The following is a 25,597-nucleotide window of genomic DNA, read 5'->3' on the forward strand; positions in this document are numbered from 1 at the left end:
ACGCCGGGCGAGTTTGCGCGGGGCATTTCAGCCCCGATTCTTTCCACTACCTAAAGACCGTCATCCTCGCGACTGCGGAGATCGAATTTTCGTCGCTCATCGGCGCAATGAGATTGCCGTCTTCGCGGGCATGACGGGCATGAGCTGATCACACATGGAATTCACGCTATTCACACTGCTGAACGGCGTCAGTTACGGATTGCTGCTGTTCATGCTCTCGTCCGGGCTGACGCTCATTTTCAGCATGATGGGCGTGCTCAATTTTGCGCACGCTTCGTTTTACATGCTGGGCGCCTACATCGCCTATACCATCAGTGCCAAGCTCGGCTTCTGGCCGGCGCTGGTGCTCGCGCCCCTGGTGGTCGGCCTGGCCGGCGCGCTGGTCGAGCGCTACGGCTTGCGGCCGCTGCATAGATTCGGCCACATCCCCGAATTGCTGTTCACCTTCGGCCTGTCTTACCTGATGGTCGAACTGGTGCAGCTGGTCTGGGGCCGCGCGGCGGTGGCGTATCCGATCCCGAAAGAACTGGACCGGCCGCTGTTTACGCTGTTCGCCACCAGTTTTCCGATGTACCGCGGCTTCATGATGCTGGTCGCGCTGTCGATGCTGGCGGCAATCTGGCTGGTGCTTCAGCGTACCCGCATTGGCCTGGTGATCCAGGCTGCGCTGACGCATCCCGAGGCGGCCGAGGCGCTCGGCCATAACGTGCCGCGCATCTTCATGTGGGTGTTCGGCGGCGGTTGCGCGCTGGCGGGCCTGGCCGGCGTCATCGGCGGCAATGCTTTTGTCACCGAGCCGGGCATGGCCGCCACCGTCGGCACCATCATTTTTGTGGTGGTCGTCGTCGGCGGCATGGGCTCGCTGGCTGGCGCCTTTGTCGCCTCGATCCTGATCGGCGTGCTGCAGACGTTCGCGGTAGCCCTCGATTACTCGATCATGAGCTTGCTGAACTGGGCCGGCGCCGGCATTACCGCCGCTACCCCGGGCTACAGCCTGTTGACGGTGACGATCGCGCAGAGTGCGGCGATCCTGCCCTTCTTGCTGCTGGTGCTAATCCTGATTTTCCGCCCCAAGGGCTTGATGGGAACGCGCGAATGAAACCGACTCACATAGCCAATCCAAGGCGCCACCGCACGCTGACTTACGCCCCCCTGAATCTGTCGCGCTATCTGGTCTGGACCTGCTTCGCCCTGGTGCTGCTTGCCGCGCCGCTGGTTTTTTCCAAGGGCGCGGCGCTGTCGATCCTGTGCGTGGTCGGCACCGTGACGATCCTCGGCCTGTCCTACAACATGCTGCTGGGGCAGGGCGGCATGCTGTCGTTTGGCCACGCCGTGTATTCCGGGCTGGGCGCATTTTTCGCCATCCACACGATGAACCAGGTTGGCACCGGCATCCACGTGCCGACCAGCCTGATCCCGCTGGTGGGTGGCGTTGCCGGCATGTTCTTCGGCGTGCTGTTCGGTTACGTCACCACGAAAAAATCCGGCACCACCTTCGCCATGATCACGCTGGGCCTGGTCGAACTGGTGTTTGCCGCCTCGTTGATGTTCCCGGGCTTTTTCGGCGGCGAGGGCGGCGTGACGACCAACCGGGTGATCGGCCAGCCTTTTCTGGGCATCACGTTCGGGCCGCAGATCGAGGTGTACTACCTGATTGCGGCCTGGTTGTTTGCCAGCACCGTCGCCATGTTCGCATTTACCCAAACGCCACTGGGGCGCATCCTCAACGCCGTGCGCGACAACCCGGAGCGCGTCGAGTTCATCGGCTACGACACACAGTGGGTGCGTTACCTGACCTTGATCCTGTCGGCCTTCTTTGCCGGCGTTTCCGGCGCGCTGGGGGCGATCAATTTCGAGATCGTCAGCGCCGAGAACGTCAGCGCGATCCGCTCCGGCGCCATCCTGCTGTTCGTCTTCATCGGCGGCATCGGCTTCTTCTTCGGTCCGTTGGTGGGCGCGGTGGTGGGCGTCTTTTTCACGGTGATGCTGTCGGAATACACTGCCGCCTGGCAGCTGTACCTGGGCCTGTTCTTCATCGCGGTGGTGCGCTTTGCGCCGGGCGGGCTGTCGAGCTTGCTGATGCTGTTGCTGCGGGTGGCCAAGTTCGGCAAGTTTTCCCGCCTGTGGAAGCCGCTGCTGGCGGTCGCGATTCCGGCCGTGTTCGGCGTGCTCGGCCTGGTGTTCGGCACCGAGCTGCTCTACCACCTGACGCTGGAATCGGCCAACGGCAGCGTCACGCGCGTGTTCGGCATGCAGTTCGACACCCACACGGTGACGCCGTGGCTGGCGGCGACGGTGGTGATGCTGGCCGCGTATGCGAGCTACCGTCGAACCCAACCCGTCTACATGGCCGAATGGGACGAAGTCAATGCCGAAATCGTTGCACATTTGAAAAGAGGCACCGCATGAACGCGCTCGAACTTAAGGACGTGCGCAAGAGCTTCGGCAAGTCCGAGATCATCCGTGGCGCCAGCCTGGCAGTGGCAAAGGGCGAGCGCTGCGCCATCATCGGGCCGAACGGGGCCGGCAAGTCAACCCTGTTCAACCTGGTGTCGGGCCGCTTTCCCGCGACTGGCGGCGACATCTGCCTGAACGGGCGCAGCGTGGCCGGCCTGCGGCCGTTCGAGATCAACCGGCTCGGGCTGGCGCGCAGTTTTCAGATCAGTAACCTGTTCGAGAAACTGAGCGTGATCGAAAACCTGCGCTGCGCGGTGCTGTACTCGCTCGGCTACAAGTATTCGTTCTGGCAGCGCCTGGGCGGCTTGCGCGACGCCCACGAGCGCGCTTTGCAGGTGCTCGAGGAAATCGGCCTGCAGCGCCAGCGCGACGTGCCGGCCGGGGTATTGACGTACGCCGAGCAGCGCGCGCTGGAAATCGGTATCACGATTGCCGGCGGCGCCAGCGTGATCCTGCTCGACGAACCGACTGCCGGCATGAGCCGCTCGGAATCGGACGCCGCCGTCGAACTGATCCGCAAAGTCACGGTCGGCAAGACCCTCATCATGGTCGAGCACGACATGAGCGTCGTGTTCGGCCTGGCCGACCGGATCGCGGTACTCGTCTATGGCGAGGTGATCGCCTGCGATACGCCGGCCAACATCCGCGCCAACAGCGCGGTGCAGGCCGCCTACCTGGGGGAGCCATGAGCGCGCTGCTGGAACCGTTGTTGGAAATAAAGCAACTGAACGCCTGGTATGGCAAGAGCCACATCCTGCACGGGGTCGACCTGCGGGTCGGCCAGGGCGAAATCGTCAGCCTGCTGGGGCGCAACGGCGTCGGCCGCTCGACGCTGGTAAAAGCGGTGATGGGCCAGGTCAGCGCCACCGGCTCGGTGTGCTTCAAGGGCGGCCAGCTGCTGGGACTGAAGGCGTTCCAGATCGCCCACAAGGGCGTCGCCTACGTGCCGGAGAACCGCGATATCTTCCCGACCCTGACGGTCGAGCAGAACCTGGTGCTCGGCCAAAAGCGCGCGGGCGGGGGCGGGCGGTGGACGCTGGCCGACATGTATGGCATGTTTCCGCGACTCGAGGAAAGGCGATCGGCGCCGGCCGGCGTGCTGTCGGGCGGCGAGCAGCAGATGCTGACCCTGTGCCGCAGTCTGATGGGCGACCCTGACCTGATCATGATCGACGAGCCGACCGAAGGGCTGGCGCCGAAAATCGTCGCGCTGGTAGCGCAATACCTGCTGGCGCTGAAGGAAAAGGGGGTGTCGGTGCTGCTGGTCGAGCAGAAACTGGCAATCGCCCTCGACATCTCGGCGCGCGTGTATGTGATGGGCCATGGCGCCATCGTGTTCGAAGGCACGCCGGCGGCGCTGCGCGCCGATGCGGGCGTGCGCAAGGAGTGGCTGGAGGTATAGGCTTGCTCACTTTGCCATCATGGGAAGGTCAAGTCCAAACCGAGCTTCCTGCTAAGGAAGAAGGTGAAGAGCAACAGGCCCAAGAGCGATAGCACGAAGACGGCGGCCACCTTGCCGACCGCGCGTAGCACCGCGCGCTTCTCCTTCTCCTCCACCTTCTTGCCTTGATCGTAATGCCACTTGATGGCGAAGAACATGCCCGTGCCTAACACGAGAACCTTGAACGTAGCTAAGACTATAGGGACCCAGTCCATAATTTTTGAGTATTTCCAGGCTATGAAATGACAATGGCATCCAGCGGAGTGACTTGCCGAATGCAGATGAGAGAGGAGAAAACGTCAGCGACTGCCATGCAAGGATGGTGTTGCTGCGACTTCCGAAGCATACTACTTTAAAACAATTTCCATACATTGAGACAAACTGTCCCAGTTGAAAACCATACAAGAAGAAGAGTGCGGCTGGACATGATCGCCGAGCTGTGCTCGCTCACAAACCGGGACGCCATGCTGCGCCTGCGCGACGGCAGTGTGCTGCGCGCCAGCCGCTCCTATATGCCCGCTCTGGCGGAGGCACTACAACACCTCAACAAGAACCCCGAATGATGCAGGAATGGGCCGGGCAAGCGCGCACGCAATAACTTCTTCTCAGAAGCAATTTTTAATGCTAACATTGTAGCAATGTTTATATTTAGATAATTTCCACGCAGGTTTGCCAGGGGCTGCTTTGAAACACCTGTTTTCTAATTCATCCATGCATATGAACGTACTTGCCGCAGCCGTCGCGGCCACCTTGTCCATGACGCTGGCCGCCGCACCAGCGCATGCCCAGCAATCCGCGATCACCAAGAGCGATGGCGCGGCCAAGGACGGCAAGGACGCGAAAGACAACAAAATGCAGCAGGTCGAGGTGCACGGCGCGATCGACGCCTACGATCCGCGCCGCGACGACACCGCCAGCAAGATCGTGGTCAACCGCGACGAGATCGTTAAGTATGGCGATTCCAATGTGCTCGATGTGCTCAAGCGCGTGCCTGGCGTGACGGTGAGTGGCAACGGCGGGCGCGGCAGCGAGGTGCGCATGCGCGGCCTGGGCGCCGGCTACACGCAGATCTTGCTCAACGGTGAAAAAGTCCCGCCCAGCTTCACCCTCGATTCGCTGGCCCCGGACCTGATCGAACGCATCGAGGTACTGCGCGCCGCCAGCGCCGAGTTCTCGACCCAGTCGATTGCCGGCAGCATCAACATCGTGCTGAAGAAGACGGTCAAGGCCGGGCAGCGTGAAGTGAAGGTCGGCTATTCGCACTCCCACGACACCAAAGGGCCGAACGTCAACCTGCAACTCGGCGACAAGGCGGGCCGCCTGGCTTGGTCGGTCGCGGCCAATGTCATGCGCGAGCACTTCTCGCGCAAGGTGTACAACGTCGAGGAACACGTCGATCCGGCCGGCATCCAAAACGGCCTGCGCTTGGGCAACCTGCCCCAGGACGGGCACGTCACGCGGCTCAGCCTGAGCCCGCGCCTGATCTGGAACCTCGAGAACGGCGACACGCTGATCTTCCAGACCTTCGTCAACGACAACCACTTCCAGAACCACGTCCACACGCTGGTCTATACGGGGCTGGGCCCGCCGCCGGCCTATCCGAACCTCGACCAGACCATGAGCAATGATAGTTGGCTCCTGCGCCAGGAAGTCAACTGGACGCGCAAGTATGCCTCCGGCGCCAAGCTCGACGCCAAACTGAGCGCGACCGCCGGCGCCGCCTCCAACGCGATGTACCGCGCCGGCGCCGGCAGCCCGGGCGTGGGCGCGCTGCATGAGCTGGTCCAGTCGGACAATAACGTGCGCGGTGTGAACACGGTGGGCAAGATCACCAACGCCAGCTGGGAAGGCCACGCGCTCGCCTTCGGTTGGGACGGCGGCTACCTGGTCTCGCATGACGCGCGCCGTGTCCGCGACTCCTATCAGCCCGATGTGTCGCCACCGGGCGGCGACGAGTTCTACACCGCCAATGTCGCGCGCATGGCGGTGTACAGCCAGGACGAATGGAACGTCACGCCGCAGTGGTCGGTGTACCTGGGCGCGCGCTGGGAAGGCATCCAGACCCGGGTCGAAGGCAATACGTTCGCGGCCGCGCAAAACCGCTCGACCGTGTTCAGTCCGTTGTTCCAGACCCTGTACAAGCTCCCCAATACGAAGGGCGACCAGCTGCGCTTCGCGCTCACCCGCACCTACCGCGCGCCCGTCGTGCAAAGCCTGATCCCGCACCGCTTCAACTCGGCCAACAACAACCAGACCGATCCCGATGCGATCGGCAACCCGAACCTGAAGCCGGAACTGGCGCTTGGCGTCGACGCAGGCTGGGAGCATTACTGGAGCGAGGGCGCGCTGGTATCGGTGAGCGCGTCGGCCCGCAACATCGACAACAGCACGCGCAACCAGACCGTGTTCGACGGCAGCCGCTGGGTCTCGCTGCCCATGAACACTGGCCGCGCGCGCGCGCGCGGGCTCGAGCTCGAGACCAAGTTCCCGCTGAAGGCCGTGATCGACACCACCACCGCGCTCGATCTGCGTGCTAGCCTGTCGCGCAACTGGTCGAGCGTCGACTCGATCCCTGGACCGAACAATCGCCTGCAGAACCAGACCCCGCTGTCGGCCACGCTGAGCGCCGACTACAAGCTCGCTGCATTCACCACCGGCGGCAGCTTCGTCTTCAAGAACGGCGGGGAAGTGCGCGTGTCGGCCGACCAGGTCACCTACGAGAGCGTGCGCCGCGATCTTGACCTGTACGTGCTGTGGAAGTTGATCCCCAAGACCCAGCTGCGCGTGGCAGCATCCAATCTGCTTGGCCAGGACTATATCTACGAAAGCAGTTACACCGTAGCGGGCAGCGGCACCCAGCGCAGCCGCACCGTCTATCCGGGTTCGCCGACCGTGCGTGCGACGCTGGAGATGAAGTTCTGAACGTCCACGTGGCCGTAACGAAATCGCTGGCAGACTGGGCTGCCCAAAAGGAGTGCTACGGCGTCTTCGGAGCGGCGGCAATAATATACCGACCTCTAAAAATGTGCGGGTCGCGCGTTTTTACACAGTCTGGGTCGAAAGCGGCCTGCCGTCTGGGTTGGAAGACCCTTCAAAGTCGCGCCGTAGGCTTAGCGTGCTATTTTTTTCCGTTTTCCCTCTTCTCCCCCTCATGGCTGTGAAACAAAATAATACGACCGTACTATTCTCGGGTATAGTCGAGCATTGCTGGTTCAACTGACAAAGGAATAAACATGAGCGCTGATTACGTGGTCAATGGCAGTGTCGCCGTCATCACCTTGAACAATCCGCCGGTCAACGGCCTGGGACTGGCTACCCGCACCGCTGCCGTCGAAGGCTTGCGCCGTGCGCAGGCCGACGCCGCCGTTACCGCCATCGTGATCGTGGGTGCCGGCAAGGCGTTTTCCGGCGGCGCCGACATCAAGGAATTCAATTCGCCAAAGGCGCTCGCCGAGCCGTCGCTGCACACCTTGATCCGCGTGGTCGAGGAATCGCACAAGCCGACAATTGCCGCCATCCATAGCGTCTGCATGGGCGGCGGGCTCGAACTGGCGCTCGGCTGCAATTACCGCGTGGCGCTGCGCGGCGCCCAGATCGCGCTGCCGGAAGTCAAACTCGGCCTGCTGCCGGGTGCTGGCGGCACCCAGCGCCTGCCGCGCCTGGTGGGGCTGGAAATGGCGATCAACATGATTGTTTCCGGCACCCCCGTGCTGTCCGAAAACCTGGCCAAGACTGCCTTGTTCGACGACGTGTTCGACGAAGGGGCACAGAGCAGCGCCGACCTGCTGGCATGCGCATTGACGTTTGCCGGCAAGGTGGCCGCCATCCGGCCGCTGCCAAAGGTGCGTGAGCGCAAGGTCGATTACCCGAACCACGAAGCTTTTTTGCAATTTACGCGCAACACCGTCAAAGCCATGTCCGGCCCGTTTCCGGCGCCGCTCGAATGCGTCGACACAGTGGCCGCGTCGGTGACCCGCACATTCGACGACGGCCTGAAATTCGAGCGCGAGCGCTTTTTTCACCTGATCCAGACGCCGGAATCGAAGTCCCTGCGCCATGCATTTTTTGCCGAGCGTCTGGCCAGCAAGGTGCCTGACGTGCCGGCGGACACGCCCACGCGCGCCATCCGCCAGGCCGCCATCATCGGCGCCGGCACCATGGGCGGCGGCATTGCAATGAACTTCGTCAACGCCGGCATCCCGGTCGTGCTGCTGGAAACGCAGCAGGAAGCGCTCGACAAGGGCATCGCCACGATCCGCAAGAATTACGAAAACACGATGAAGAAGGGCAAGCTGACCCAGGAGAAATTTGACCAGCGTATCGGTCTCATTCGCGGCACGCTGTCGTACGACGATATCGCCCAGGCCGACATCGTCGTCGAAGCCGTGTTCGAAGACATGAACGTGAAGGAAACCGTGTTCAGGCAGCTCGACGCGGTGATGAAGCCGGGCGCGATCCTGGCGTCGAACACGTCGACCCTGGACGTCGACCAGATTGCAGGCTTCACGAGCCGGCCGCAAGACGTCGTCGGCACCCATTTTTTCAGCCCGGCCAACGTGATGAAGCTGCTGGAAATCGTGCGCGGCAAGGCAACGTCCAAGGATGTGCTGGCGACGACCCTGGCGCTGTCGAAAAAACTTAAAAAAACCGGCGTGGTGTCGGGCGTGTGCGACGGCTTCATCGGCAACCGCATGATCGAGCAATACAGCCGCCAGGCCGGCTTCCTGTTGGAGGAAGGCTGCTTGCCAGAGCAGGTCGACGCGGCGGTCGAAAAATTCGGTTTTGCGATGGGGCCGTTTCGCATGGGCGATTTGGCCGGCAACGACATCGGCTGGTACATCCGCAAGCGGCGCTACCTCGAACGGCCGGAGATCGTCTATTCGAAGACGGCCGACCTGCTGTGCGAGATGGGGCGCTTCGGCCAGAAAACCGGCGCCGGCTGGTACGACTACAAACCGGGTGACCGCAAGGCGTATGCGAACCCGGCGGTCAACCAGATGATCGTCGAGCACTCGGCGAACATCGGCGTCGAACGGCGCACAGTTAGCGACCAGGAGATCGTCGAGCGGCTGGTGTATTCGCTGGTCAACGAGGGCGCCCGCATTCTCGACGAGGGCATCGCCATGCGCGCCTCCGACATCGACATGGTGTACCTGACCGGCTACGGCTTCCCGCTGTTTCGCGGCGGGCCAATGTTCTACGCCGACACGGTCGGGCTGTTCAACGTGTTGATGGCGATGGAGAAATACGCCAAAGGCCGCCATGGCGATGCTTGGGCGCCGGCGCCGCTGCTGGTCAGGCTGGCGGCCGAAGGCAAGGGTTTCAACAGCTGACCGGGCGCTTGTAGAATGAAAAATGCCGCTGTTTCAGCGGCATTTTTTTTGACAAATATTCGTCGCGGGCATATGTTGAAAAGCAAAAATGCCGCTATCGCTAGCGGCATTCTTGTTGTTGCGGACGAACCGCTGCAGATGCTGATGCTAATTAGTCGGCAGCGTAGATATCGTTGTCCTTCGTTTCCTTGACGAACAGCGTGCCGATAACCACCGTAATGAGGGCGATGATGATCGGGTACCACAGGCCGTAGTAGATGTTGCCGTTCGACGCCACCAGCGCGAACGAGATGGTTGGCAGCAAGCCGCCAAACCAGCCGTTACCGATGTGATACGGCAGCGACATCGACGTGTAGCGAATTTTGGTCGGGAACATTTCGACCAGCATCGCGGCGATCGGGCCGTACACCGCCGTTACGTAGAGCACCAGCACGAACAGCAGCGCGACGACCATCGGCTTGTTGATCTGCTCCGGATCGGCGCTGGCAGGGTAGCCGGCCGCCTTGATAGCGCTGCCGATTTCCTTCTTCAGTGCCGCTTCACGGGTTTTGCTGTCGGCGTCAAAGTTCAGGCCGGCCGCGTCCATGCTGGCATTGAACGAGGTGAATTCCTTGTCGCCGATCTTGACCTGGGCAATCGTACCGGCAGGTGCGTCCTGGCGGGTGTAGTTGACCGATTGCGCCGTCAGCATGGCGGAGGCGATATCGCATGACGAAGGGAACTTCTTCTGGCCCGTCAGGTTGAACTGGAAGTTGCAGGTTGCAGGATCGGCCACCACAACGACTGGCGAGTTCTTCAACGCACTTTCCAGCGCCGGGTTGGCGTAGTGGGTGATGGCGCCAAAGATCGGGAAGTAAGTCAGCGCGGCGATCAGGCAACCGCCGAGGATGATGTACTTGCGGCCGATCTTGTCGGACAAGATACCGAAGAAGACGAAAAATGGCGTTGCCAGCAGCAAGGAGATTGCAATCAGGACGTTGGCCGTCGCGCCGTCCACTTTCAGCGTTTGCGTCAGGAAGAACAGTGCGTAGAACTGGCCGGTGTACCAGACTACCGCCTGGCCCATCGTCAGGCCGACCAGCGCCAGGAAAACGATCTTGGCGTTTTTCGGCTTGAGGAAGGATTCGGTCAGCGGCGCTTTCGAGGTCTTGCCTTCGGCTTTCATTTTGGCAAACGCCGGCGATTCATGCATCGACATGCGAATCCAGACCGATACGGCCAGCAACAGCACCGATACCAGGAACGGCACGCGCCAACCCCACTCGAGGAACGCCGCTTCACCCGTTGCCTTGCGGGTGCCGAGAATGACCATCAGCGACAGGAACAGGCCGAGCGTTGCGGTGGTCTGGATCCACGAGGTGAAAAAACCGCGCCGGCCTTCCGGCGCGTGCTCCGCCACATAGGTCGCCGCACCGCCGTATTCGCCGCCCAGCGCCAGGCCCTGCAGGATGCGCAGGGTGACCAGGATGATTGGCGCGGCGATGCCGATTGAGGCGTAATTGGGCAGCAGGCCGACAATGAAAGTCGAGGCGCCCATCAGCAAGATGGTGATCAGGAAGGTGTACTTACGGCCGATCATGTCGCCGAGCCGGCCGAATACCAGCGCGCCGAATGGACGCACGATGAAGCCGGCAGCAAAGGCGAGCAGCGCGAAAATGAACTTGGTGGTCGGGTCGCCAATGAAAAACTGGGTGGCGATGATCGGTGCGAGTGCGCCGTACAGGTAGAAATCGTACCATTCGAAAACGGTACCGAGGGACGAGGCAAAAATGACTTTGCGCTCTTCCTTGGTGATGCCCGCGGACGCGGGCACTGCCTTGCGTCCGTTGGCGGCGATGCCGGGTGTAGTTGCCATGTTTGTCTCCGTGTATTAATTATGTCGATGTCATCGGATTAGCCGTGAATTGATCAGCTGTGACTAATTGTGGACCGTTAAACTTACGACAGGCTTGCTTCAAACTTACGCCAAACTTACAATGAGTCTTGGTTCACACTCGCAGCCGGTGCGCATGGCTGCGGCTGGGCATCGCTTGCTGCATCGCTTGCCGCATCGAACGCCCGTTTCGGGCCCGATAATTTGCGAACGACCGTACTAAATCGTGCTATTCTCATCCGTGCCGTGCCGCGCCCGTCGTCAGCCACCCTACCCATTCAGGAGATCCACATGTTAGATGCCGTCATCGTCTCGACCGCCCGCACAGCCTTGGCCAAATCGTGGAAGGGCGGGTTCAACATGACGCATGGCGCCACCCTCGGCGGCCACGTGCTGCAGGCGGCAATCGCGCGCGCCGGGATCGCTCCCGGCGAAGTCGAAGACGTCATCATCGGCTGCGCCAACCCGGAGGGCGCCACCGGCGCCAACATCGCCCGCCAAATCGCGCTGCGCGCCGGCTGCCCGGTGTCTACCGGCGGCATGACGGTCAACCGTTTCTGTTCGTCCGGCCTGCAAACCATCGCCCTCGCGGCGCAGCGCATCCTGGCCAACGAAGGCGACATCTATGCCGCCGGCGGGGTCGAATCGATTTCCTGCGTGCAGCAGGAAATGAACCGTCACATGCTGGCCGATCCATGGCTGCAGGAGCACAAGCCGGCACTCTACTGGCCGATGCTGCAGACGGCCGAAAACGTCGCCCGGCGCTACAACATCAGCCGCGAGCGCCAGGACGAGTACGGGGTGCAAAGCCAGCAGCGCGCCGCCGCCGCCCAGGCCGCCGGCCGCTTCGATCTTGAAATTGTGCCGATGACGACGATCATGGGAGTGGCCGACAAGGCTTCCGGCACCTTGACGACGCGCGCAGTAACGGTGTCGTTCGACGAGGGCATCCGCGCCGACACGACGTTGGAAGCCGTGTCGAAGATCCGCCCCGCGGTGCCAGGTGGCGTGATCAGCGCTGGCAACGCCAGCCAGTTTTCGGACGGCGCCTCGGTATCGATCGTGATGAGCGCGCAGGCAGCCCAGGCCCGGGGCCTCACGCCACTCGGCATCTTCCGCGGCTTCGCCGTGGCCGGTTGCGAGCCGGACGAAATGGGTATTGGCCCGGTGTTCGCGGTGCCGAAATTGCTCAAAAAGGCCGGCTTGACGGTGCAAGATATCGGCTTGTGGGAATTGAACGAAGCGTTTGCCGTGCAGGTGCTGTATTGCGCCGACAAGCTCGGCATTTCGATGGATCGCCTGAATGTGAATGGCGGCGCGATTGCGGTGGGCCACCCGTACGGCGTGTCCGGCGCGCGGCTGGTCGGCCATGCGCTGATCGAAGGCAAGCGGCGCGGCGTAAAGTTTGTCGTCGTCACGATGTGCATCGGCGGTGGCCAAGGCGCGGCGGGGCTGTTCGAAGTCGTCTGACCGCGAACATATCACGGTCTGACCCCGGGGTCGGACTTCAGACCCGCACTTTTTTTGGAGCCCACCCATGCAATCAAAGATCCTGTCGCGCCGCGACCTCGATTTCCTGTTGTTCGAGTGGCTCGACGCCGAGTCGCTGACCAGCCGCGCGCGCTTTGTCGACCACAGCCGCGAAACTTTTAGCGCGGCGCTTGATACCGCCGAGCAGATCGCCACCGACCTGTTCGCGCCGCATAACAAGAAGAGCGACTGCAACGAGCCAACTATGTGTGAGGCCGGTGCTGGCGCAGCAATCGTGGCCATCATCCCCGAGGTAAAAACCGCGCTCGACGCCTTCGCCGCGGCCGGCCTGATGGCCGCCGGCCAAGACTACGAGTACGACGGCATGCAGCTGCCGTGCGTGGTGGAAAAAGCGGTGATGGCATGGTTCACCGCCGCCAACGTCGCCACGTCGGCGTATATCTTTCTTACCATCGCCAACGCCAATACCTTGCTTAAATGCGCGACGCCGCGCCAGGTCGAACAATTCGTGCGGCCGATGCTGGCCGGCCGGTTTTTTGGGACGATGTGCCTGTCGGAGCCACAGGCAGGTTCCAGCCTGTCCGACATTACCACCCGCGCCGAGCCGGATCCTGCTGACGGCCCCGACGGCGAGCGCCAGTACCGGCTTACCGGCAACAAGATGTGGATCTCGGCCGGCGAGCACGATCTTGCAGGCAACATCGTCCACCTGGTGCTGGCCAAGATCCCGGGGCCGGACGGGTGCCTGATCCCCGGCGTCAAAGGCATATCGCTGTTCATCGTGCCGAAGTTCCTGCTCGATGAGCATGGCGCGCCGGGCGAACGCAATGACGTCGTCCTGGCCGGCCTGAACCACAAGATGGGCAACCGCGGCACCACTAACTGCCTGCTCAACTTTGGTGAGGGCAAGTACCAGCCGGGCGGCAGGGCAGGCGCGGTCGGCTACCTGGTTGGCGCGCCCCACCAGGGCCTGGCCAACATGTTTCACATGATGAACGAGGCGCGCATCGGCGTCGGCCTGGGCGCGGCGGTGTTAGGGGTGACCGCTTACCTGCATGCCCTCGATTACGCCCGCAATCGCCCGCAAGGACGCCATCCGACCGAAAAAGACCCGGTCAAGCCGCAAGTGGCGATCATCCGGCACACCGATGTGCGGCGCATGTTGCTGGCGCAAAAAGCCTACACCGAAGGCGCGATGGCGCTGGTGCTGTATTGCGCCCGGCTGGTCGACGAGCAGCACAGCGCCGACACGCAGGCAGCGCGCCGCGACGCCGGCCGCTTGCTCGATTTCCTCACGCCGATCGCCAAGTCGTGGCCGGCGCAATGGTGCGTGGAAGCGAACAGCCTGGCGATCCAGGTACACGGCGGCTACGGCTACACGCGCGAGTACAACGTCGAACAGTTTTACCGCGATAACCGGCTCAACGCGATCCACGAGGGCACCCACGGCATTCACGGCCTCGACCTGCTGGGCCGCAAGGCGTCGATCCAGGACGGTGCGCTGTTGCGCTCCGTCAGCGCGGCATTGACCCGGACCGTCGCCGGCGCGCACCTGCCCGGGGTGGCGGCCGAATTGTTGGCGTACGCAGCACAGCTCGAAGCGAGCTGGCAGCAGGTCGAGGCCGTCACCACGGCGCTGTACGCTTGCGGCGACCTGAACAAGACGCTGGCCAACGCCAGCGTCTACCTCGAGGCGGTGGGCCATGTGGTGGTGGCGTGGATGTGGCTGGACCAGGCGCTGCTGGCCTCAACCCGACTGGCCGGCGCGGCCGCGCTCGATGCCGATTTCTACCGCGGCAAACTGCAAGCGTGCCGCTATTTCTTCCACTGGGAATTGCCGAAGGTTCAGCCCCAGCTCGAACTGCTCGCCAGTATCGACACCACCACGCTGGACATGCAAGACGCGTGGTTTTGACTTGAGCCCGCCCCCCGGGGTGGATTTTGCAACTAACCAAGGAATCATCGCCATGCGTACTTCCCAACAATTGTTTTCACTGGCCGGCAAGACGGCACTGGTCACCGGCGGCTCGCGCGGGCTCGGCCTGCAGATGGCGGAGGCGCTCGGCGAGCAGGGCGCGCGTATCGTGCTGTCGGCGCGCAAGCAGTCCGAACTCGACGAGGCGCTTGCCCACTTGGCGGCGCGCGGGATCGACGCCTCGGCCATCGCCGTCGACCTGTCGATCGACGCCCAGGTCCAGCCTTTGGTCGACCGGGCGATGGAGCGCCTCGGCCACATCGATATCCTGGTCAATAACGCTGGCGCAAGTTGGGGGGCGCCGGCCGAGGATTATCCGCTCGAGGCCTGGGACAAGGTAATGAACCTGAATATCCGCAGTATTTTTATGCTCACCCAGGCGGTCGGCAAGGCGTCGATGATCCCACGCCGGTACGGGCGCATCATCAATATTTCGTCGATTGCCGGCCTCGCCGGCAACCCGCCGAATACGATGAACACGATCGCCTACAACACCTCGAAAGGGGCGGTCGTCAACTTCACCCGCACGCTGGCAGGCGAGTGGGGCCGTTACGGCATCACGGTCAATTCGATCGCGCCGGGTTTTTTTCCGTCGAAAATGACCAAGGGCGTGCTGGCGGCGATCGGCGAAGAGACGCTGACGAAGGAAGCGCCGTTGGGGCGGATCGGCGACGATGAGGACCTGAAAGGCGTCACGGTGCTGTTCGCTTCAGACGCGGGCAAGCACATCACCGGCCAGACCCTGGCCGTCGACGGCGGCGTGTCGGCCGTATAACGCGATAACGCGAGCCAAGCGAATGAAAAACTTCAACGGGAAAGTGGCCGTCATCACCGGCGCAGCTAGCGGCCTCGGCCTTGAATTTGCCAACCGCGCGGCCGCCCTCGGCATGCAGCTGGTGCTGGCCGACGTCGACCTGGACGGGCTCGACAAGGCCAGAGCCGAACTCGAGGGCGGCGGCGCCACGGTGCTGGCGATGCCTTGCGACGTGCGCAAGGGCGTCCAGGTGCAGGCGCTGGCGGACGCGGCGATGGCGCAATTCGGCGCCGTCCACCTGGTATTTAATAACGCCGGCGTCGGCTCGGGCGGCTTGATTTGGGAGAATTCCGAAGCCGACTGGGAGTGGGTGCTGGGCGTGAACCTGTGGGGCGTGATTCATGGCGTGCGCATCTTTACGCCCTTGATGCTCGAATGCGCCGCGCGCGATCCCTCGTTCGAGGGTCACATCGTCAACACGGCGTCGATGGCGGGCCTGCTCAATGCGCCGGCGATGGGCGTCTACAACGTCTCCAAGCATGCCGTGGTGTCGCTGTCCGAAACCCTGTACCACGACCTGCAACTGGTCGGCGCGCCGATTGGCGCTTCGGTGCTGTGCCCGTATTTTGTGCCGACCGGAATCAGCCAGTCGCACCGCAACCGGCCCCTCGACGTCAAGATGACGGCCGGCCCGACCGCCAGCCAGGTGGCGGCGCAGGCAATGACCAGCAAGGCGGTGGAGTCCGGCAAGGTGTCGGCGTTCGATGTCGCCAGGCTGACTTTCGAGGCGATTGCCGATGGCCAGTTCTACATCTACTCGCACCCGGCAGCGCTGGGCAACGTCGCCGAGCGCATGGACCAAATCGTGCACCAGCGCAATCCAAGCGATCCCTACAAGGCGGCGCCGCACATCCGCGACATGCTGCGCGCCAAGATGAAGTTGTAAGCTGAATTTACTGCAGCACGCGCTCGTGCAGTTCGGCCGGCGCGGCCGCATACAGTGTGACGACGGTCGAGGTGCGGGTGCCGTAGCCGGGCGTTTCGATGCAGACCGCCGACAGCATGCGCTCGATCTCGATCGCGATGCCGGTGTCGGGCAGGCGCACGTCGGGGGCGCGGGTGGTGTCGGCCAGCATCTCGAAGTAGGCATCCTCGGGCGCGCCCTGGCACAGCAGGCTGGCGAACTGCGCCTTGGTACGCAGCACTTTCGGCCATGGCGAATCGAGCAAACCGTTTGAAATGCCGTAGATGCCTGGCTGCAGTGCCTGGCCGTTGCGCTCGTCGCCGTCGCCGCGGTTGGAAAACCAGTACAGGCTGTCGCGGTCTCCCAGCACCAGGTTGAAGCCGTTGTAGGCCCCGGCGACATCGGCAATGCTGGCGATGTACTCGGGCGCGGACAATTCGCCCGCCAGGTAGTCGGCCACCAGCGCGCCGCGCGACGGCGCGTCGGTGCGCCGCTCGAGCGGGCCGCGGATGTTGGTCAGCGCCGCGAACCTGGGCCCGCCCGGGCCCTCGCGGGTGATGCCCATCCAGCTGCCGCCGCCTTTCAAGTCGCGCCCCGCGTACACCCGCGGGTGCTCGGGCCAGCTGGCGGCGGCGCTGGCCGGACGGTCGTAAAACTCGTCGCGGTTGGCGGCGGCAATCAGCGGGGCGCCGGGCACGACGTGCCAGGCAAAAACAATCAAGCACATGTCGGTAGATCCATGAAAAATTCGGTGTGACGCTTGCCGGCGGTCAATTGCGCCAGTGCGGCGTGCGCTACCGCCGCCTCAAGGACGGCGTCGAAGCCCGGGAGGGTCGCGGGATAAATCTCCATCCAGGTTTGCAAGCCGTCTTTCGCCTCAGGGCGCCGCTTGAGCTGGCCGGCGACGCCGTGCTCGACGACTAGGCGCGCCTGCATTGCCCGCACCCGCGACGACAGTGCAGCGGCGTCTTCCATGCGCACCTGATAGTAAATGTACAGGTCGAACATGCCGGCTCAGAGCACGAGGGCGTCGAGCGGGTAGGGCATGGCCAGGAACGTCAGCGGCGCGCCGGTTGCCGAGCCGAGCCGGATGTTTCCTGTTTCGCCAGCGGCCAGCGCGGCCAGCTTCATTTCAACCAGGACATCGGTGCCCCCGAGGCCGTTGGGCGCGCCATTGACCACCATGCCGCAGGGCTGGCCCGGATCGGCCTCGGCGAACACCTCGTCGCCTGCTTGTGCGTTCGCATCGGCTATGGTGGCGAGGGTCGTGCGCCGCTTGAGCGTGCCGAGGTACTGGCTGCGGGCGACGATCTCCTGGCCCGGATAGCAGCCTTTCTTGAAATTGACGCCGCCCAGCAGCTCGAAGTTAATCATCTGCGGCACGAACTGCTCTTGCGTCCTGGTGCTCACCTGCGGCACGCCGGCGTGGATCGACGACAAGTGCCAGGCCTGGTTGCCGCCCAGCGCGAGCACGTCGCGCAATGCTGGCAGCACGGCCTGCGCGGTGGCGGGCGTGGCCAGCCACTCGTAGCGCGGCGCGTTGAGCCCATCGGCCACCCGCAGCAAGGTGCCCAGATCGGTGTCGATCCTGGCATAAGGCGCTTCCGGCAAAGCCGCGAAATGCTTTTTCAGGGCGGCCTGGGCAGCCAAGCCGCCCAGGCCCAGCACCACTACGCCGCCGGCGTCGGTCAGCTTCGCTTTCGAACGCATCACGAACATCGACAGCCGCTTCTGCAACGCTGGCTGCAATTCGCGCGGCAACTGCAGAAAAACCGATTCGGCGTTGCGCCACATGAGCAACGTGGCGTGCAGCCTGCCCTTGGGCGAGCAATAGCCGGCCAGCCGGACTTGGTCGAAGCCGAGGTTCTGGACGTCGTTGGTGAGCTGGTTGTGCAGGAAGCTGGCAGCGTCTTCACCGCTCACCGATATAAGGCCGAGGTCGCTTATGACGGCGACAAAGCCGGCATTGAGCTGCGCCACACTCAACGCATGGCCGAAATCGGTCGCTTGCGAGGTATCATCCGGGCTGTGACGCGCGCCTTGGGAGGCGAGATAGTTATTCCAGTTATCCATAAATTCCCAAATACTTTCCGTTAAGGCATTATGATTACGGGTTCATTATAGAGATGTCGGGAAATTCCCGCCGGACTCCCCGCAAAACCAAAAGAGCAAGAATGAGTTTCATAAAAAAATTGTTTATCACCGGCACCGTCGTTTCGGTTGCGGCCGTGGCTGGTTTCTCATGGTGGGCGAAGCAACCCATTACCGACCAGGAAGGCGTGATTGCCTTCACCGTGTTGCCGGGCAGTGGCGTGGGCCTCGCGGCCCATCAGATCGCCGCGGCCGGCGCGCCGCTCAATCCGTGGCTGTTTTCAATGCTGGCGCGGGTGACCCAGAAAGCGTCGCGCATCAAGGCTGGCAGTTATGAACTCAAACCCGGCACCAGCCCGCGCCGGCTGATCGATCAACTGGTGCGCGGCGAGTTCGCCCAGGAGTCCCTGACCATCATCGAGGGCTGGACGTTCCGGCAGATGCGTCAGGCGATTGCCGCTAACGAGGGACTCAAGCATGAAACGGCGGCGCTGTCGGACCAGGACTTGATGGCGAAGGTGTCGCCCGACTTCAAGGCGCCGGAAGGCTTGTTCTTTCCCGATACCTACCTGTTTGCCAAGGGTTCGCCCGACATCGACATTTACAAGCAGGCGCACGCGATGCTGATGGCGCACCTGAAATCGGCGTGGGAAAAGCGCGATCCGGGCCTGCCGTACGCCAATCCCTACCAGGCGTTGACGATGGCGTCGATCGTCGAAAAAGAGACCGGGCAGAAATCGGAGCGCGCCATGATTGCCGGCGTGTTCGTCAACCGGCTCAAGCTGGGCATGCTGTTACAGACCGATCCGACCGTCATTTACGGCATGGGAGCCAGGTATGAAGGCAAGATCAGCAAAAAGGATCTGCTTACCGACACGCCGTACAATACATACACCCGGCCAGGCTTGCCGCCGACGCCGATCTCCTTGCCAGGCGTGCAGTCGCTCGGCGCGGCGCTCGGGCCGGCCAAGACCGACGCCTTGTACTTCGTCTCGCGGGGCGACGGCACCAGCAAGTTTTCCGGCAACCTGCTTGACCATAATCGGGCAGTGAATCAATTTCAACGATAGATCTCAAAAATTAAAGCGTTTTACTTTTCATGACCCCAGACAGTACCGCAGTACCCGGCAAGTTCATCAGCTTTGAAGGCATCGACGGCGCCGGCAAGTCGACCCACATCGGCTTTGTCGCCGATTTTTTGAAGGCGCATGGCAAGACCGTCGTCTCTTCGCGCGAACCGGGCGGCACCGCGGTCGGCGAAAAGCTGCGCGACATGCTGTTGCACGACAAGATGCACCTCGAGACAGAAGCCTTGCTGATGTTCGCCAGCCGCCGCGAACACATGGCGCAAGTGATCGAACCGGCGCTCGCACGCGGCGAATGGGTGATTTCGGACCGTTTTACCGACGCCAGTTTCGCCTACCAGGGCGGCGGGCGCGGCCTGTCGCGCGCCAAGATGGAGGCGCTCGAGCAGTGGGTTCATCCGCACCTGCAGCCGGTATTGACGTTCCTGTTCGACGTTCCGCTCGACGTCGCCCGCGCCAGGCTCGACGCCACCCGCACCCTGGACAAGTTCGAACAGGAGCAACAGGACTTTTTTGCCGCCTGCCGCAACGAATACCTGCGCCGCGCCGCCCAGTTCCCCGAGCGCATCGTCGTCATCGATTCGACCCGCAGCATCGAACAGACGCGCGCGGCCTTGAGCGCGGTACTTCAGAAGTTACTTTAAGTCGATGTTGAGACATCACTTTAACTGCGGGGCGGCGCGCACAGTCGCGGCGGCGGAATTCGAATCAACCTTAATAACATCACGCAAGATACTGAATTGAATGAATAAAGTGATTTATCCCTGGCAATCGCCGGCGTGGCAGCAACTGCAGGAGATGCGCGCGCGCCTGCCGCACGCCATCCTGTTCCACGGCGAAGCGGGCACCGGCAAGGCCGACTTCATCGAAGCGTTCGCCCAGTCGCTGCTGTGCGAGAACGTCCGCGCTGACGGCTTTGCCTGCGGCAGCTGCGTCTCGTGCGGCTGGTTTTCGCAGCGCAACCATCCCGATTACCGCCGCGTGCGCCCGGAGGCGCTGGAAGACGAGTTGCCGGCCGAGGGGGACAACGGCGAACCTGGCGGCGACGCCGAAGCCACCAAGAAACGCAGCTCCGCCGGCGCCGCCAAGGCGACCAAGGCGCCGTCGAAAGAAATAAAAATCGAGCAGATCCGGCAGCTGGCCGACTTCATGAACATTTCGACCCACCGCCAGGGCTTGCGCGTAATCGTCCTGTATCCGGCCGAGGCGCTCAACATGCCGGCCTCGAACGCCTTGCTGAAAACCTTGGAGGAGCCGCCGCCGGGCACCGTCTTCCTGTTGTCGTCAAACAGCCTGGACCGGTTGCTGCCGACCATCCTGTCGCGCTGCCGCAAGTTCGCGCTACCAATGCCGGACAACGCCGCGGCGCTGGCCTGGCTGAAGGAGCAAGGCCTGGCCGACGCCGACAGTTGGCTGCGCGAGCAGGGCGGCGCACCGCTGGCGGCGCTGGCGCAGTCGGAGTCGGGCAACCGTGACGAGTTGGAAACGTTACTGCAATTTCTGGCCCGCCCTGGTGTCGAAGCGGCCTTGAAAGCCGCCGACAAGCTGAGCAAATTGCCGCTGGGCGCGCTTGTATCTTGTCAGCAACGGTGGCTGTACGACTTGGTATCGTACAAACTGTCGGGCAACATCCGCTATTATCCGCGCTTCCAAAAGGAAGTTGCCGCCTTGGCCGCCAGCGTGCACACTGCGAAATTGTTGCTCGCCGTTAAGAGTACCAACCAGCGGCGCGCGATCGCGGACCATCCACTGTCGCCGAAATTGTTTGTCGAAGCGATGCTGCTTGATTACACTGCATGCTGCGGCCCCGGCCGTACCCCCTGAGAGGATTTGAATGACCGGCAACCCAACTGAACCGAGCGTCCCGACGATCCCGCGGCCATCGGTGCTGTCGCTTGCCATCAAGGAAAAAGCGGCGCTGTATGCGGCCTACATGCCTTTCCTGGCGAATGGCGGCATGTTCGTGCCCACCGCCAAGCCTTACCAGATCGGCGACGAGATCTACCTGATCCTCGCGCTGATGGACGATCCCAACAAGTACCCGATTGCCGGCAAGGTCGCCTGGATCACGCCGGCCGGCGCCAACAACAACAAGGCGCAAGGCATCGGCGTGCATTTCCCGGCCGACGACACCGGCCAGCGCGCCAAGCTGCGCGTCGAAGAAATCCTCGGCGCGGCACTGCGTTCATCGCGCGCCACCCACACGCTGTAGCAGTCGCCAAGCGCGGCGGCCGGGTTGCCTTGGGCTGCGATCGGCTACAATCGGGGCATGTATATCGATTCCCACTGCCACATCAATTTCCCCGAGCTGGCCGCGCGCATGCCCGAGCTGCTGGCCAACATGGCCGAAAACAAGGTTACTCATGCGCTGTGCGTTTCGGTCGACCTGCCGCATTTCCCGCAAGTGCTGGCGCTGGCCGAGCAATATCCACATATCTACGCCTCGGTCGGCGTCCACCCCGATTACGCGGACACGCCGGAACCCACCCTCCTGCAACTGGTCGAACTGTCGAATCACCAAAAAATCGTTGCCATAGGCGAAACCGGGCTCGACTATTACCGGCTCGAAGGCGACCTCGAGTGGCAACGTGAACGCTTTCGAACCCACATAAGAGCTTCAAGAGCCACGCGCAAGCCGTTGATTATTCACACAAGAGCGGCCAGCGAAGACACCATCCGCATCATGCGCGAGGAGGGCGCCGGCACCGACAAGGGCGGCGTCGCCGGCGTCATGCATTGCTTCACCGAATCGCTCGACGTGGCGCAGGCGGCGCTGGCGATGGGTTTCTATATATCGTTCTCCGGCATCGTCACCTTCAAGAGCGCGAAGGACTTGCAGGCGGTAGCGCGCGAGGTGCCGCTCGAGCGTACCCTGATCGAAACCGATTCGCCCTACCTGGCGCCGGTGCCGCTGCGCGGCCGGATGAACGAACCGGGTTTCGTGCGCCATGTCGCCGAATACCTCGCCACCTTGAAAGACGTGCCGTTGAGCCAGGTGGCACAGCAGACGACGGACAATTTCTTTAATTTATTCAACATCGAACGGTGAATACGTCATGTCGATACCGGGATTTTTTTCCAGCCAATTTATTCGCAATATCTGCTGCGTCGCCATTGCCGTCACGCTCGGTGCCGGCCCGGCGGGCGCGGCGACGATCGCGCAACTGACCACCTTCTTTCGCTCGGTCAAACTCAACGACGCCGGCACCGTCAGCACCATGATCGCCGGCGGCATGGTCGGGCCCAATGCGATCGACCCGATCGGCGGCGAGAGCGGGTTGATCCTGGCGCTGCGCGAAGGATCCTCGGGCGTCTTCGACGTCCTGCTGGCCCATCCATCGACCAAACTTGAGTTGAAGGCGCCGAACGGCAACACCGCCCTGATGATGGCCTCGTTCAAGCACAACGTCCCGGCGGTCAAGGCGTTGCTGGCCAAGGGCGCCATCGTCAACCGGCCCGGCTGGACCGCCCTGCATTTTGCCGCCGCCGCCGGCGACGACGAGATCACCAGGATTTTGCTCGACCATTCCGCCTACATCGACGCCGAAGCCCCCGCCAAATTCACGCCGCTGATGATCGCCGCGCGCGAAGGCCACGAGTCAACTGTCGGCTTGCTGCTCGACGAAGGCGCCGACGCCAGCCTGAAAAACAGCGAGTCCCTCACTGCCGCCCAGATTGCCCAGCGCGCCGACAAGCCGCGCATCGCCGCCGCCATTGCCACGCACCTTGCCCGCCGCTCGCCGCCCAATCCCGGCCCGAATCGTTGAATTGACACCGAAAACGGACTGACCTTGCCGTTTTGGTTGAGTTGATTTTTGGGAATAATAGTCGTAACCATTCACACGCAGGCGCGTTTCCCGCACATGGAAGCGGCGCCTGGAAATCAAGGATTGCCATGTTGACTGAACGCGAAATCGAAAGCTGCTACCTGGGTCAGTTCATACCGGTCCATTACCATCACAACATGCTGATGGACCAAAACCGCATGCATGGTTTCAAATCGGCCATCAATTACGCCGTCAAGCCAGGCGCCAAGGTGCTCGAACTGGGCGGCGGCACTGGTGTCCTGTCGTGGTTTGCGGCCGCCAAGGCGGAAAAAGTGTACTGCGTCGAGTTCAATCCGGACATGGTCAAGGAAGCGCGCAAGATGCTGGCGATGAACCCGAACGGCCACAAGGTCGAGGTGGTGCATGCCGATGCCTTCGAATACCTGCCGCCGGAGCCGGTCGACGTGGTGATCTGTGAAATGATCCACGTGGCAATGCTGCGCGAAAAACAGGTGGAAGTGATGGAATCGTTCAAGCGGCGCTATCTGGCCCGCTTTGGCGCTCCGCTGCCGGTGTTCTTGCCCGAGGCGGTCATCATGGCGGTCCAGCCGCTGCAGCAGGATTACGATTTCGAGGGCTTTCATGCGCCGATCGTGCAGTTCCAGGACACCGCCGCGAGCAGTCGAGGCACGACCGAACTGGCGGCGCCGGCGGTCTACAGTGTGCTCGACTTCAGCCAGCCGACCGATACCCGGATCGCCTGGGAAGGCCAGTTCCGAATCGACAAAGCCGGCATGCTCAATGCGCTGCGCTTCATCACCAAGAACATCCTGGCCGTTGTCAGCGAAGAGTCGAGCACGATCGACTGGCTCAATCACAGCATGGCGTTGCCACTCGATAGCCCGGTTCAGGTAAGCCCTGGCGACGTGTTGCAGGTCAGCTTCCAGTACCGCGCCGGCGGATCGATTCCATCGCTGCAGGCGGCCATCCGCGCACAGGTACTGGCCACTGCCAGCGTCGAGGCCGCAATCGCGGCCGCGGAATTGGCCTGATTGCCGGTTGCAGGTCCCGCCTGTCCAGCCGGACCATTTCCCCACGTCTTTGCCTCCCAGGCCGTAAAATGCGGGATTGATTACCACCTGCAAAGACCCTATGGAAAACCTCGACCAACGTTATCTCGTCCAGCAAAACAAAGTCGGCGATGGCGACAGCAAGCCGCCTGTATTTGCCAAAGTCATGCGCAGCAAGGAAGGCAAGTTCGAAGGCGTGTCCTTTATCAAGAACAAGGAAAAAGCGACCATCATGACGGTCGGCCAGGCGCAGGAGGTGATCGACTGGGCGTCCAACAAGAAAACCAATGCCCAGGAATACGCGACCAAGATCATTTGCGTCGGGCAATAGCCACCCCCCCGTCCTGCGCTTTGACCTCGTGTTTCGGCCTTTGATCGCGCCCGCGCGCAGTTCATCGCACGGCAATTGCACCGCGAGGACGGCGGCCCTACAGTCACTTCACCCGAACCGACTTCGATTGGAGTGAACCATGTTGAGTTTCCTGCTGTGGCTGGTCGTACTGTTCCTGTGCTGGCCGCTCGCTTTGCTGGCCTTGGTGCTGTATCCGCTGGTCTGGCTGCTGCTGTTGCCGCTGCGGCTAGTCGGGGTCGGTGTCGAAGCGGTCTTCGAGCTGCTGCGCGCCATCGTCATGCTGCCTGCCCGTATCCTGCGCGGCAATCCGGGCCGTTGAAGCAGACTGTGTGCTGTATTTAACAGACGGTCCGCAGCCGTTGGCTTAAAGTAAGACCTCGATACCGTGTTCACTAACAGGAGAAACCACCATGCGCCTGGATATTTACCGCAGAGCCGAAACCGGCGGCAAGTTTTCATACCTGGCTGTACCGGAAACACGCAATATTCCTGAAGAAGCGACCAGCACTGACTGGCAGGTGGAGGTGAGGGCGCTTGAAGTGGACGACGACGCCGAGCGTCTGGAAGACTATGCGATCGATCACGTGTCGCAACAGATTGCAGAAAAAGGTTATGCGGTAACTGCCTTGCACTGATCCGGGCCGACGGCTCGGCCAAAGCCTTGCCCTGGGGCGCTCACTCTCGATATGGACAAAAATGCAATGCAGCACGAGCGCTGCGTGCTGCCTCCGCGTGTGGCAATGAAGGATGGTGCGGCAGGGCTTGCACCGACAAGTGCACCCTTCATGATTGCATCACCCGAGCGGCATCCGCTTCCCCACGCGTTTTAAGTCCTGCGCATGCTGTCAGCAGCCTGCCCAGGGCCGCACAATCGCGGTTGTACGCCGCGCGTTGGTAATCCCAAGGAATTGAGGAACCCAGAGTAGTATTCAGCTGCACGAATA

At 62.4% G+C, this 25,597-nt stretch carries 26 protein-coding genes; 21 read left to right on the forward strand and 5 right to left on the reverse strand.

Going from position 1 to position 25,597, the window contains the following annotated elements; genetic code table 11:
* Positions 1–154: 154 nt before the first annotated feature.
* Genes CR103_RS08730 through CR103_RS08745 form a run of 4 tightly spaced genes read left to right on the forward strand, consistent with a single transcriptional unit; the run spans position 155 to position 3,859 of the window.
* A complete protein-coding gene (locus tag CR103_RS08730) occupies positions 155–1,099 on the forward strand; it encodes a branched-chain amino acid ABC transporter permease (protein ID WP_099915594.1) in 945 nt (314 codons plus the stop codon).
* Entirely contained in the window at positions 1,096–2,409 is a 1,314-nt protein-coding gene (locus tag CR103_RS08735; protein WP_099915595.1) for a branched-chain amino acid ABC transporter permease, read from the forward strand. The genes CR103_RS08730 and CR103_RS08735 overlap by 4 nt, the downstream gene beginning before the upstream one ends.
* On the forward strand, positions 2,406–3,146 hold the full coding sequence (locus tag CR103_RS08740; RefSeq protein WP_099915596.1) for an ABC transporter ATP-binding protein: 741 nt from the start codon (positions 2,406–2,408) through the stop codon (positions 3,144–3,146). Before CR103_RS08735 ends, CR103_RS08740 begins: the two co-directional genes overlap by 4 nt.
* Entirely contained in the window at positions 3,143–3,859 is a 717-nt protein-coding gene (locus CR103_RS08745; protein WP_099915597.1) for an ABC transporter ATP-binding protein, read from the forward strand. The genes CR103_RS08740 and CR103_RS08745 overlap by 4 nt, the downstream gene beginning before the upstream one ends.
* A gap of 17 nt (positions 3,860–3,876) precedes the next feature.
* Here the strand turns inward: CR103_RS08745 and CR103_RS08750 are convergent, their stop codons facing one another.
* Positions 3,877–4,056, reverse strand: coding sequence for a hypothetical protein (locus CR103_RS08750; protein ID WP_307719692.1), 180 nt, complete (start codon positions 4,054–4,056; stop codon positions 3,877–3,879).
* A 267-nt stretch (positions 4,057–4,323) separates the two neighbouring features.
* Here CR103_RS08750 and CR103_RS08755 point away from each other — a divergent pair, with 267 nt between their 5' ends.
* The 3 genes from CR103_RS08755 (at position 4,324) to CR103_RS08765 (ending at position 9,231) form a co-directional block, all read left to right on the forward strand.
* Complete coding sequence (locus tag CR103_RS08755; RefSeq protein ID WP_229442954.1) at positions 4,324–4,461, forward strand: LytTR family DNA-binding domain-containing protein; 138 nt, start codon at positions 4,324–4,326, stop codon at positions 4,459–4,461.
* A 154-nt stretch (positions 4,462–4,615) separates the two neighbouring features.
* Complete coding sequence (locus CR103_RS08760) at positions 4,616–6,820, forward strand: TonB-dependent receptor plug domain-containing protein (protein WP_180279334.1); 2,205 nt, start codon at positions 4,616–4,618, stop codon at positions 6,818–6,820.
* A gap of 311 nt (positions 6,821–7,131) precedes the next feature.
* Positions 7,132–9,231, forward strand: a complete 2,100-nt coding sequence (locus CR103_RS08765; RefSeq protein ID WP_099915600.1) for a 3-hydroxyacyl-CoA dehydrogenase NAD-binding domain-containing protein — start codon at positions 7,132–7,134, stop codon at positions 9,229–9,231.
* A 151-nt stretch (positions 9,232–9,382) separates the two neighbouring features.
* Here the strand turns inward: CR103_RS08765 and CR103_RS08770 are convergent, their stop codons facing one another.
* Positions 9,383–11,086 (reverse strand): MFS transporter, encoded by a 1,704-nt coding sequence (locus CR103_RS08770; RefSeq protein ID WP_099915601.1) that lies wholly within the window; start codon positions 11,084–11,086, stop codon positions 9,383–9,385.
* A gap of 309 nt (positions 11,087–11,395) precedes the next feature.
* Between CR103_RS08770 and CR103_RS08775 the strand changes: the two genes are divergently transcribed.
* The 4 genes from CR103_RS08775 (at position 11,396) to CR103_RS08790 (ending at position 16,270) form a co-directional block, all read left to right on the forward strand.
* A complete protein-coding gene (locus tag CR103_RS08775; RefSeq protein WP_099915602.1) occupies positions 11,396–12,574 on the forward strand; it encodes an acetyl-CoA C-acyltransferase in 1,179 nt (392 codons plus the stop codon).
* 67 nt (positions 12,575–12,641) lie between these two features.
* A complete protein-coding gene (locus CR103_RS08780; protein WP_099915603.1) occupies positions 12,642–14,510 on the forward strand; it encodes an acyl-CoA dehydrogenase in 1,869 nt (622 codons plus the stop codon).
* Between the two features lie 52 nt (positions 14,511–14,562).
* Positions 14,563–15,345: an SDR family oxidoreductase gene (locus CR103_RS08785; protein ID WP_099915604.1), complete on the forward strand. Its 783-nt coding sequence runs from the start codon at positions 14,563–14,565 to the stop codon at positions 15,343–15,345.
* Between the two features lie 22 nt (positions 15,346–15,367).
* Complete coding sequence (locus CR103_RS08790; protein ID WP_099915605.1) at positions 15,368–16,270, forward strand: SDR family oxidoreductase; 903 nt, start codon at positions 15,368–15,370, stop codon at positions 16,268–16,270.
* A 7-nt stretch (positions 16,271–16,277) separates the two neighbouring features.
* On the opposite strand, the gene CR103_RS08795 is transcribed toward CR103_RS08790, so the two are convergent.
* From CR103_RS08795 to ygfZ, 3 genes are read right to left on the reverse strand one after another with little or no spacing between them, the layout of a single operon-like run.
* Positions 16,278–17,015, reverse strand: a complete 738-nt coding sequence (locus CR103_RS08795; protein WP_099915606.1) for an NRDE family protein — start codon at positions 17,013–17,015, stop codon at positions 16,278–16,280.
* Positions 17,006–17,296, reverse strand: coding sequence for a DUF4936 family protein (locus CR103_RS08800; protein ID WP_099915607.1), 291 nt, complete (start codon positions 17,294–17,296; stop codon positions 17,006–17,008). Before CR103_RS08800 ends, CR103_RS08795 begins: the two co-directional genes overlap by 10 nt.
* A 6-nt stretch (positions 17,297–17,302) precedes the next feature.
* Entirely contained in the window at positions 17,303–18,361 is a 1,059-nt protein-coding gene (gene ygfZ / locus CR103_RS08805) for a CAF17-like 4Fe-4S cluster assembly/insertion protein YgfZ (protein WP_099915608.1), read from the reverse strand.
* 101 nt (positions 18,362–18,462) lie between these two features.
* Here ygfZ and mltG point away from each other — a divergent pair, with 101 nt between their 5' ends.
* The 10 genes from mltG to CR103_RS08855 all read left to right on the forward strand — a co-directional run bounded on the left by mltG (position 18,463) and on the right by CR103_RS08855 (position 25,288).
* The gene (mltG, locus tag CR103_RS08810) at positions 18,463–19,449 is read left to right on the forward strand and encodes an endolytic transglycosylase MltG (protein WP_180279335.1); all 987 of its coding nucleotides are present in this window, start codon (positions 18,463–18,465) and stop codon (positions 19,447–19,449) included.
* A gap of 29 nt (positions 19,450–19,478) precedes the next feature.
* Positions 19,479–20,108, forward strand: coding sequence for a dTMP kinase (gene tmk, locus CR103_RS08815; protein ID WP_099915609.1), 630 nt, complete (start codon positions 19,479–19,481; stop codon positions 20,106–20,108).
* A 100-nt stretch (positions 20,109–20,208) separates the two neighbouring features.
* Complete coding sequence (gene holB, locus CR103_RS08820; RefSeq protein WP_099915610.1) at positions 20,209–21,288, forward strand: DNA polymerase III subunit delta'; 1,080 nt, start codon at positions 20,209–20,211, stop codon at positions 21,286–21,288.
* A gap of 10 nt (positions 21,289–21,298) precedes the next feature.
* Positions 21,299–21,676, forward strand: coding sequence for a PilZ domain-containing protein (locus CR103_RS08825; protein ID WP_099915611.1), 378 nt, complete (start codon positions 21,299–21,301; stop codon positions 21,674–21,676).
* Positions 21,677–21,733: 57 nt separating this feature from the next.
* The gene (locus CR103_RS08830) at positions 21,734–22,513 is read left to right on the forward strand and encodes a TatD family hydrolase (protein ID WP_099915612.1); all 780 of its coding nucleotides are present in this window, start codon (positions 21,734–21,736) and stop codon (positions 22,511–22,513) included.
* A gap of 7 nt (positions 22,514–22,520) precedes the next feature.
* Entirely contained in the window at positions 22,521–23,231 is a 711-nt protein-coding gene (locus CR103_RS08835) for an ankyrin repeat domain-containing protein (RefSeq protein ID WP_099915613.1), read from the forward strand.
* A gap of 128 nt (positions 23,232–23,359) precedes the next feature.
* The gene (locus tag CR103_RS08840) at positions 23,360–24,283 is read left to right on the forward strand and encodes a class I SAM-dependent methyltransferase (protein WP_099915614.1); all 924 of its coding nucleotides are present in this window, start codon (positions 23,360–23,362) and stop codon (positions 24,281–24,283) included.
* 100 nt (positions 24,284–24,383) lie between these two features.
* The gene (locus CR103_RS08845; RefSeq protein WP_099915615.1) at positions 24,384–24,632 is read left to right on the forward strand and encodes a hypothetical protein; all 249 of its coding nucleotides are present in this window, start codon (positions 24,384–24,386) and stop codon (positions 24,630–24,632) included.
* Between the two features lie 139 nt (positions 24,633–24,771).
* Entirely contained in the window at positions 24,772–24,972 is a 201-nt protein-coding gene (locus tag CR103_RS08850) for a hypothetical protein (RefSeq protein ID WP_099915616.1), read from the forward strand.
* Between the two features lie 91 nt (positions 24,973–25,063).
* The gene (locus CR103_RS08855; RefSeq protein ID WP_099915617.1) at positions 25,064–25,288 is read left to right on the forward strand and encodes a DUF6139 family protein; all 225 of its coding nucleotides are present in this window, start codon (positions 25,064–25,066) and stop codon (positions 25,286–25,288) included.
* The last annotated feature ends 309 nt before the right edge of the window (positions 25,289–25,597 follow it).

This window comes from Massilia psychrophila (genome assembly GCF_002760665.1).
In the GTDB taxonomy this organism is placed as follows: Bacteria; Pseudomonadota; Gammaproteobacteria; order Burkholderiales; family Burkholderiaceae_D; genus JAFCUW01.

Coding starts and splice junctions, on each gene's coding strand:
- CR103_RS08800 (WP_099915607.1), bottom strand. CDS start 17,296: ATGTTCGACCTGTACATTTACTATCAGGTGCGCATGGAAGACGCCGCT.
- CR103_RS08745 (WP_099915597.1), top strand. CDS start 3,143: ATGAGCGCGCTGCTGGAACCGTTGTTGGAAATAAAGCAACTGAACGCC.
- holB (WP_099915610.1), top strand. CDS start 20,209: ATGAATAAAGTGATTTATCCCTGGCAATCGCCGGCGTGGCAGCAACTG.
- CR103_RS08785 (WP_099915604.1), top strand. CDS start 14,563: ATGCGTACTTCCCAACAATTGTTTTCACTGGCCGGCAAGACGGCACTG.
- tmk (WP_099915609.1), top strand. CDS start 19,479: ATGACCCCAGACAGTACCGCAGTACCCGGCAAGTTCATCAGCTTTGAA.
- ygfZ (WP_099915608.1), bottom strand. CDS start 18,361: ATGGATAACTGGAATAACTATCTCGCCTCCCAAGGCGCGCGTCACAGC.
- CR103_RS08795 (WP_099915606.1), bottom strand. CDS start 17,015: ATGTGCTTGATTGTTTTTGCCTGGCACGTCGTGCCCGGCGCCCCGCTG.
- CR103_RS08750 (WP_307719692.1), bottom strand. CDS start 4,056: ATGTTCTTCGCCATCAAGTGGCATTACGATCAAGGCAAGAAGGTGGAG.
- CR103_RS08845 (WP_099915615.1), top strand. CDS start 24,384: ATGGAAAACCTCGACCAACGTTATCTCGTCCAGCAAAACAAAGTCGGC.
- CR103_RS08755 (WP_229442954.1), top strand. CDS start 4,324: ATGATCGCCGAGCTGTGCTCGCTCACAAACCGGGACGCCATGCTGCGC.
- CR103_RS08740 (WP_099915596.1), top strand. CDS start 2,406: ATGAACGCGCTCGAACTTAAGGACGTGCGCAAGAGCTTCGGCAAGTCC.
- CR103_RS08765 (WP_099915600.1), top strand. CDS start 7,132: ATGAGCGCTGATTACGTGGTCAATGGCAGTGTCGCCGTCATCACCTTG.
- CR103_RS08855 (WP_099915617.1), top strand. CDS start 25,064: ATGCGCCTGGATATTTACCGCAGAGCCGAAACCGGCGGCAAGTTTTCA.
- CR103_RS08835 (WP_099915613.1), top strand. CDS start 22,521: ATGTCGATACCGGGATTTTTTTCCAGCCAATTTATTCGCAATATCTGC.
- CR103_RS08775 (WP_099915602.1), top strand. CDS start 11,396: ATGTTAGATGCCGTCATCGTCTCGACCGCCCGCACAGCCTTGGCCAAA.
- CR103_RS08735 (WP_099915595.1), top strand. CDS start 1,096: ATGAAACCGACTCACATAGCCAATCCAAGGCGCCACCGCACGCTGACT.
- mltG (WP_180279335.1), top strand. CDS start 18,463: ATGAGTTTCATAAAAAAATTGTTTATCACCGGCACCGTCGTTTCGGTT.
- CR103_RS08770 (WP_099915601.1), bottom strand. CDS start 11,086: ATGGCAACTACACCCGGCATCGCCGCCAACGGACGCAAGGCAGTGCCC.
- CR103_RS08790 (WP_099915605.1), top strand. CDS start 15,368: ATGAAAAACTTCAACGGGAAAGTGGCCGTCATCACCGGCGCAGCTAGC.
- CR103_RS08850 (WP_099915616.1), top strand. CDS start 24,772: ATGTTGAGTTTCCTGCTGTGGCTGGTCGTACTGTTCCTGTGCTGGCCG.
- CR103_RS08730 (WP_099915594.1), top strand. CDS start 155: ATGGAATTCACGCTATTCACACTGCTGAACGGCGTCAGTTACGGATTG.
- CR103_RS08840 (WP_099915614.1), top strand. CDS start 23,360: ATGTTGACTGAACGCGAAATCGAAAGCTGCTACCTGGGTCAGTTCATA.
- CR103_RS08780 (WP_099915603.1), top strand. CDS start 12,642: ATGCAATCAAAGATCCTGTCGCGCCGCGACCTCGATTTCCTGTTGTTC.
- CR103_RS08760 (WP_180279334.1), top strand. CDS start 4,616: ATGAACGTACTTGCCGCAGCCGTCGCGGCCACCTTGTCCATGACGCTG.
- CR103_RS08830 (WP_099915612.1), top strand. CDS start 21,734: ATGTATATCGATTCCCACTGCCACATCAATTTCCCCGAGCTGGCCGCG.
- CR103_RS08825 (WP_099915611.1), top strand. CDS start 21,299: ATGACCGGCAACCCAACTGAACCGAGCGTCCCGACGATCCCGCGGCCA.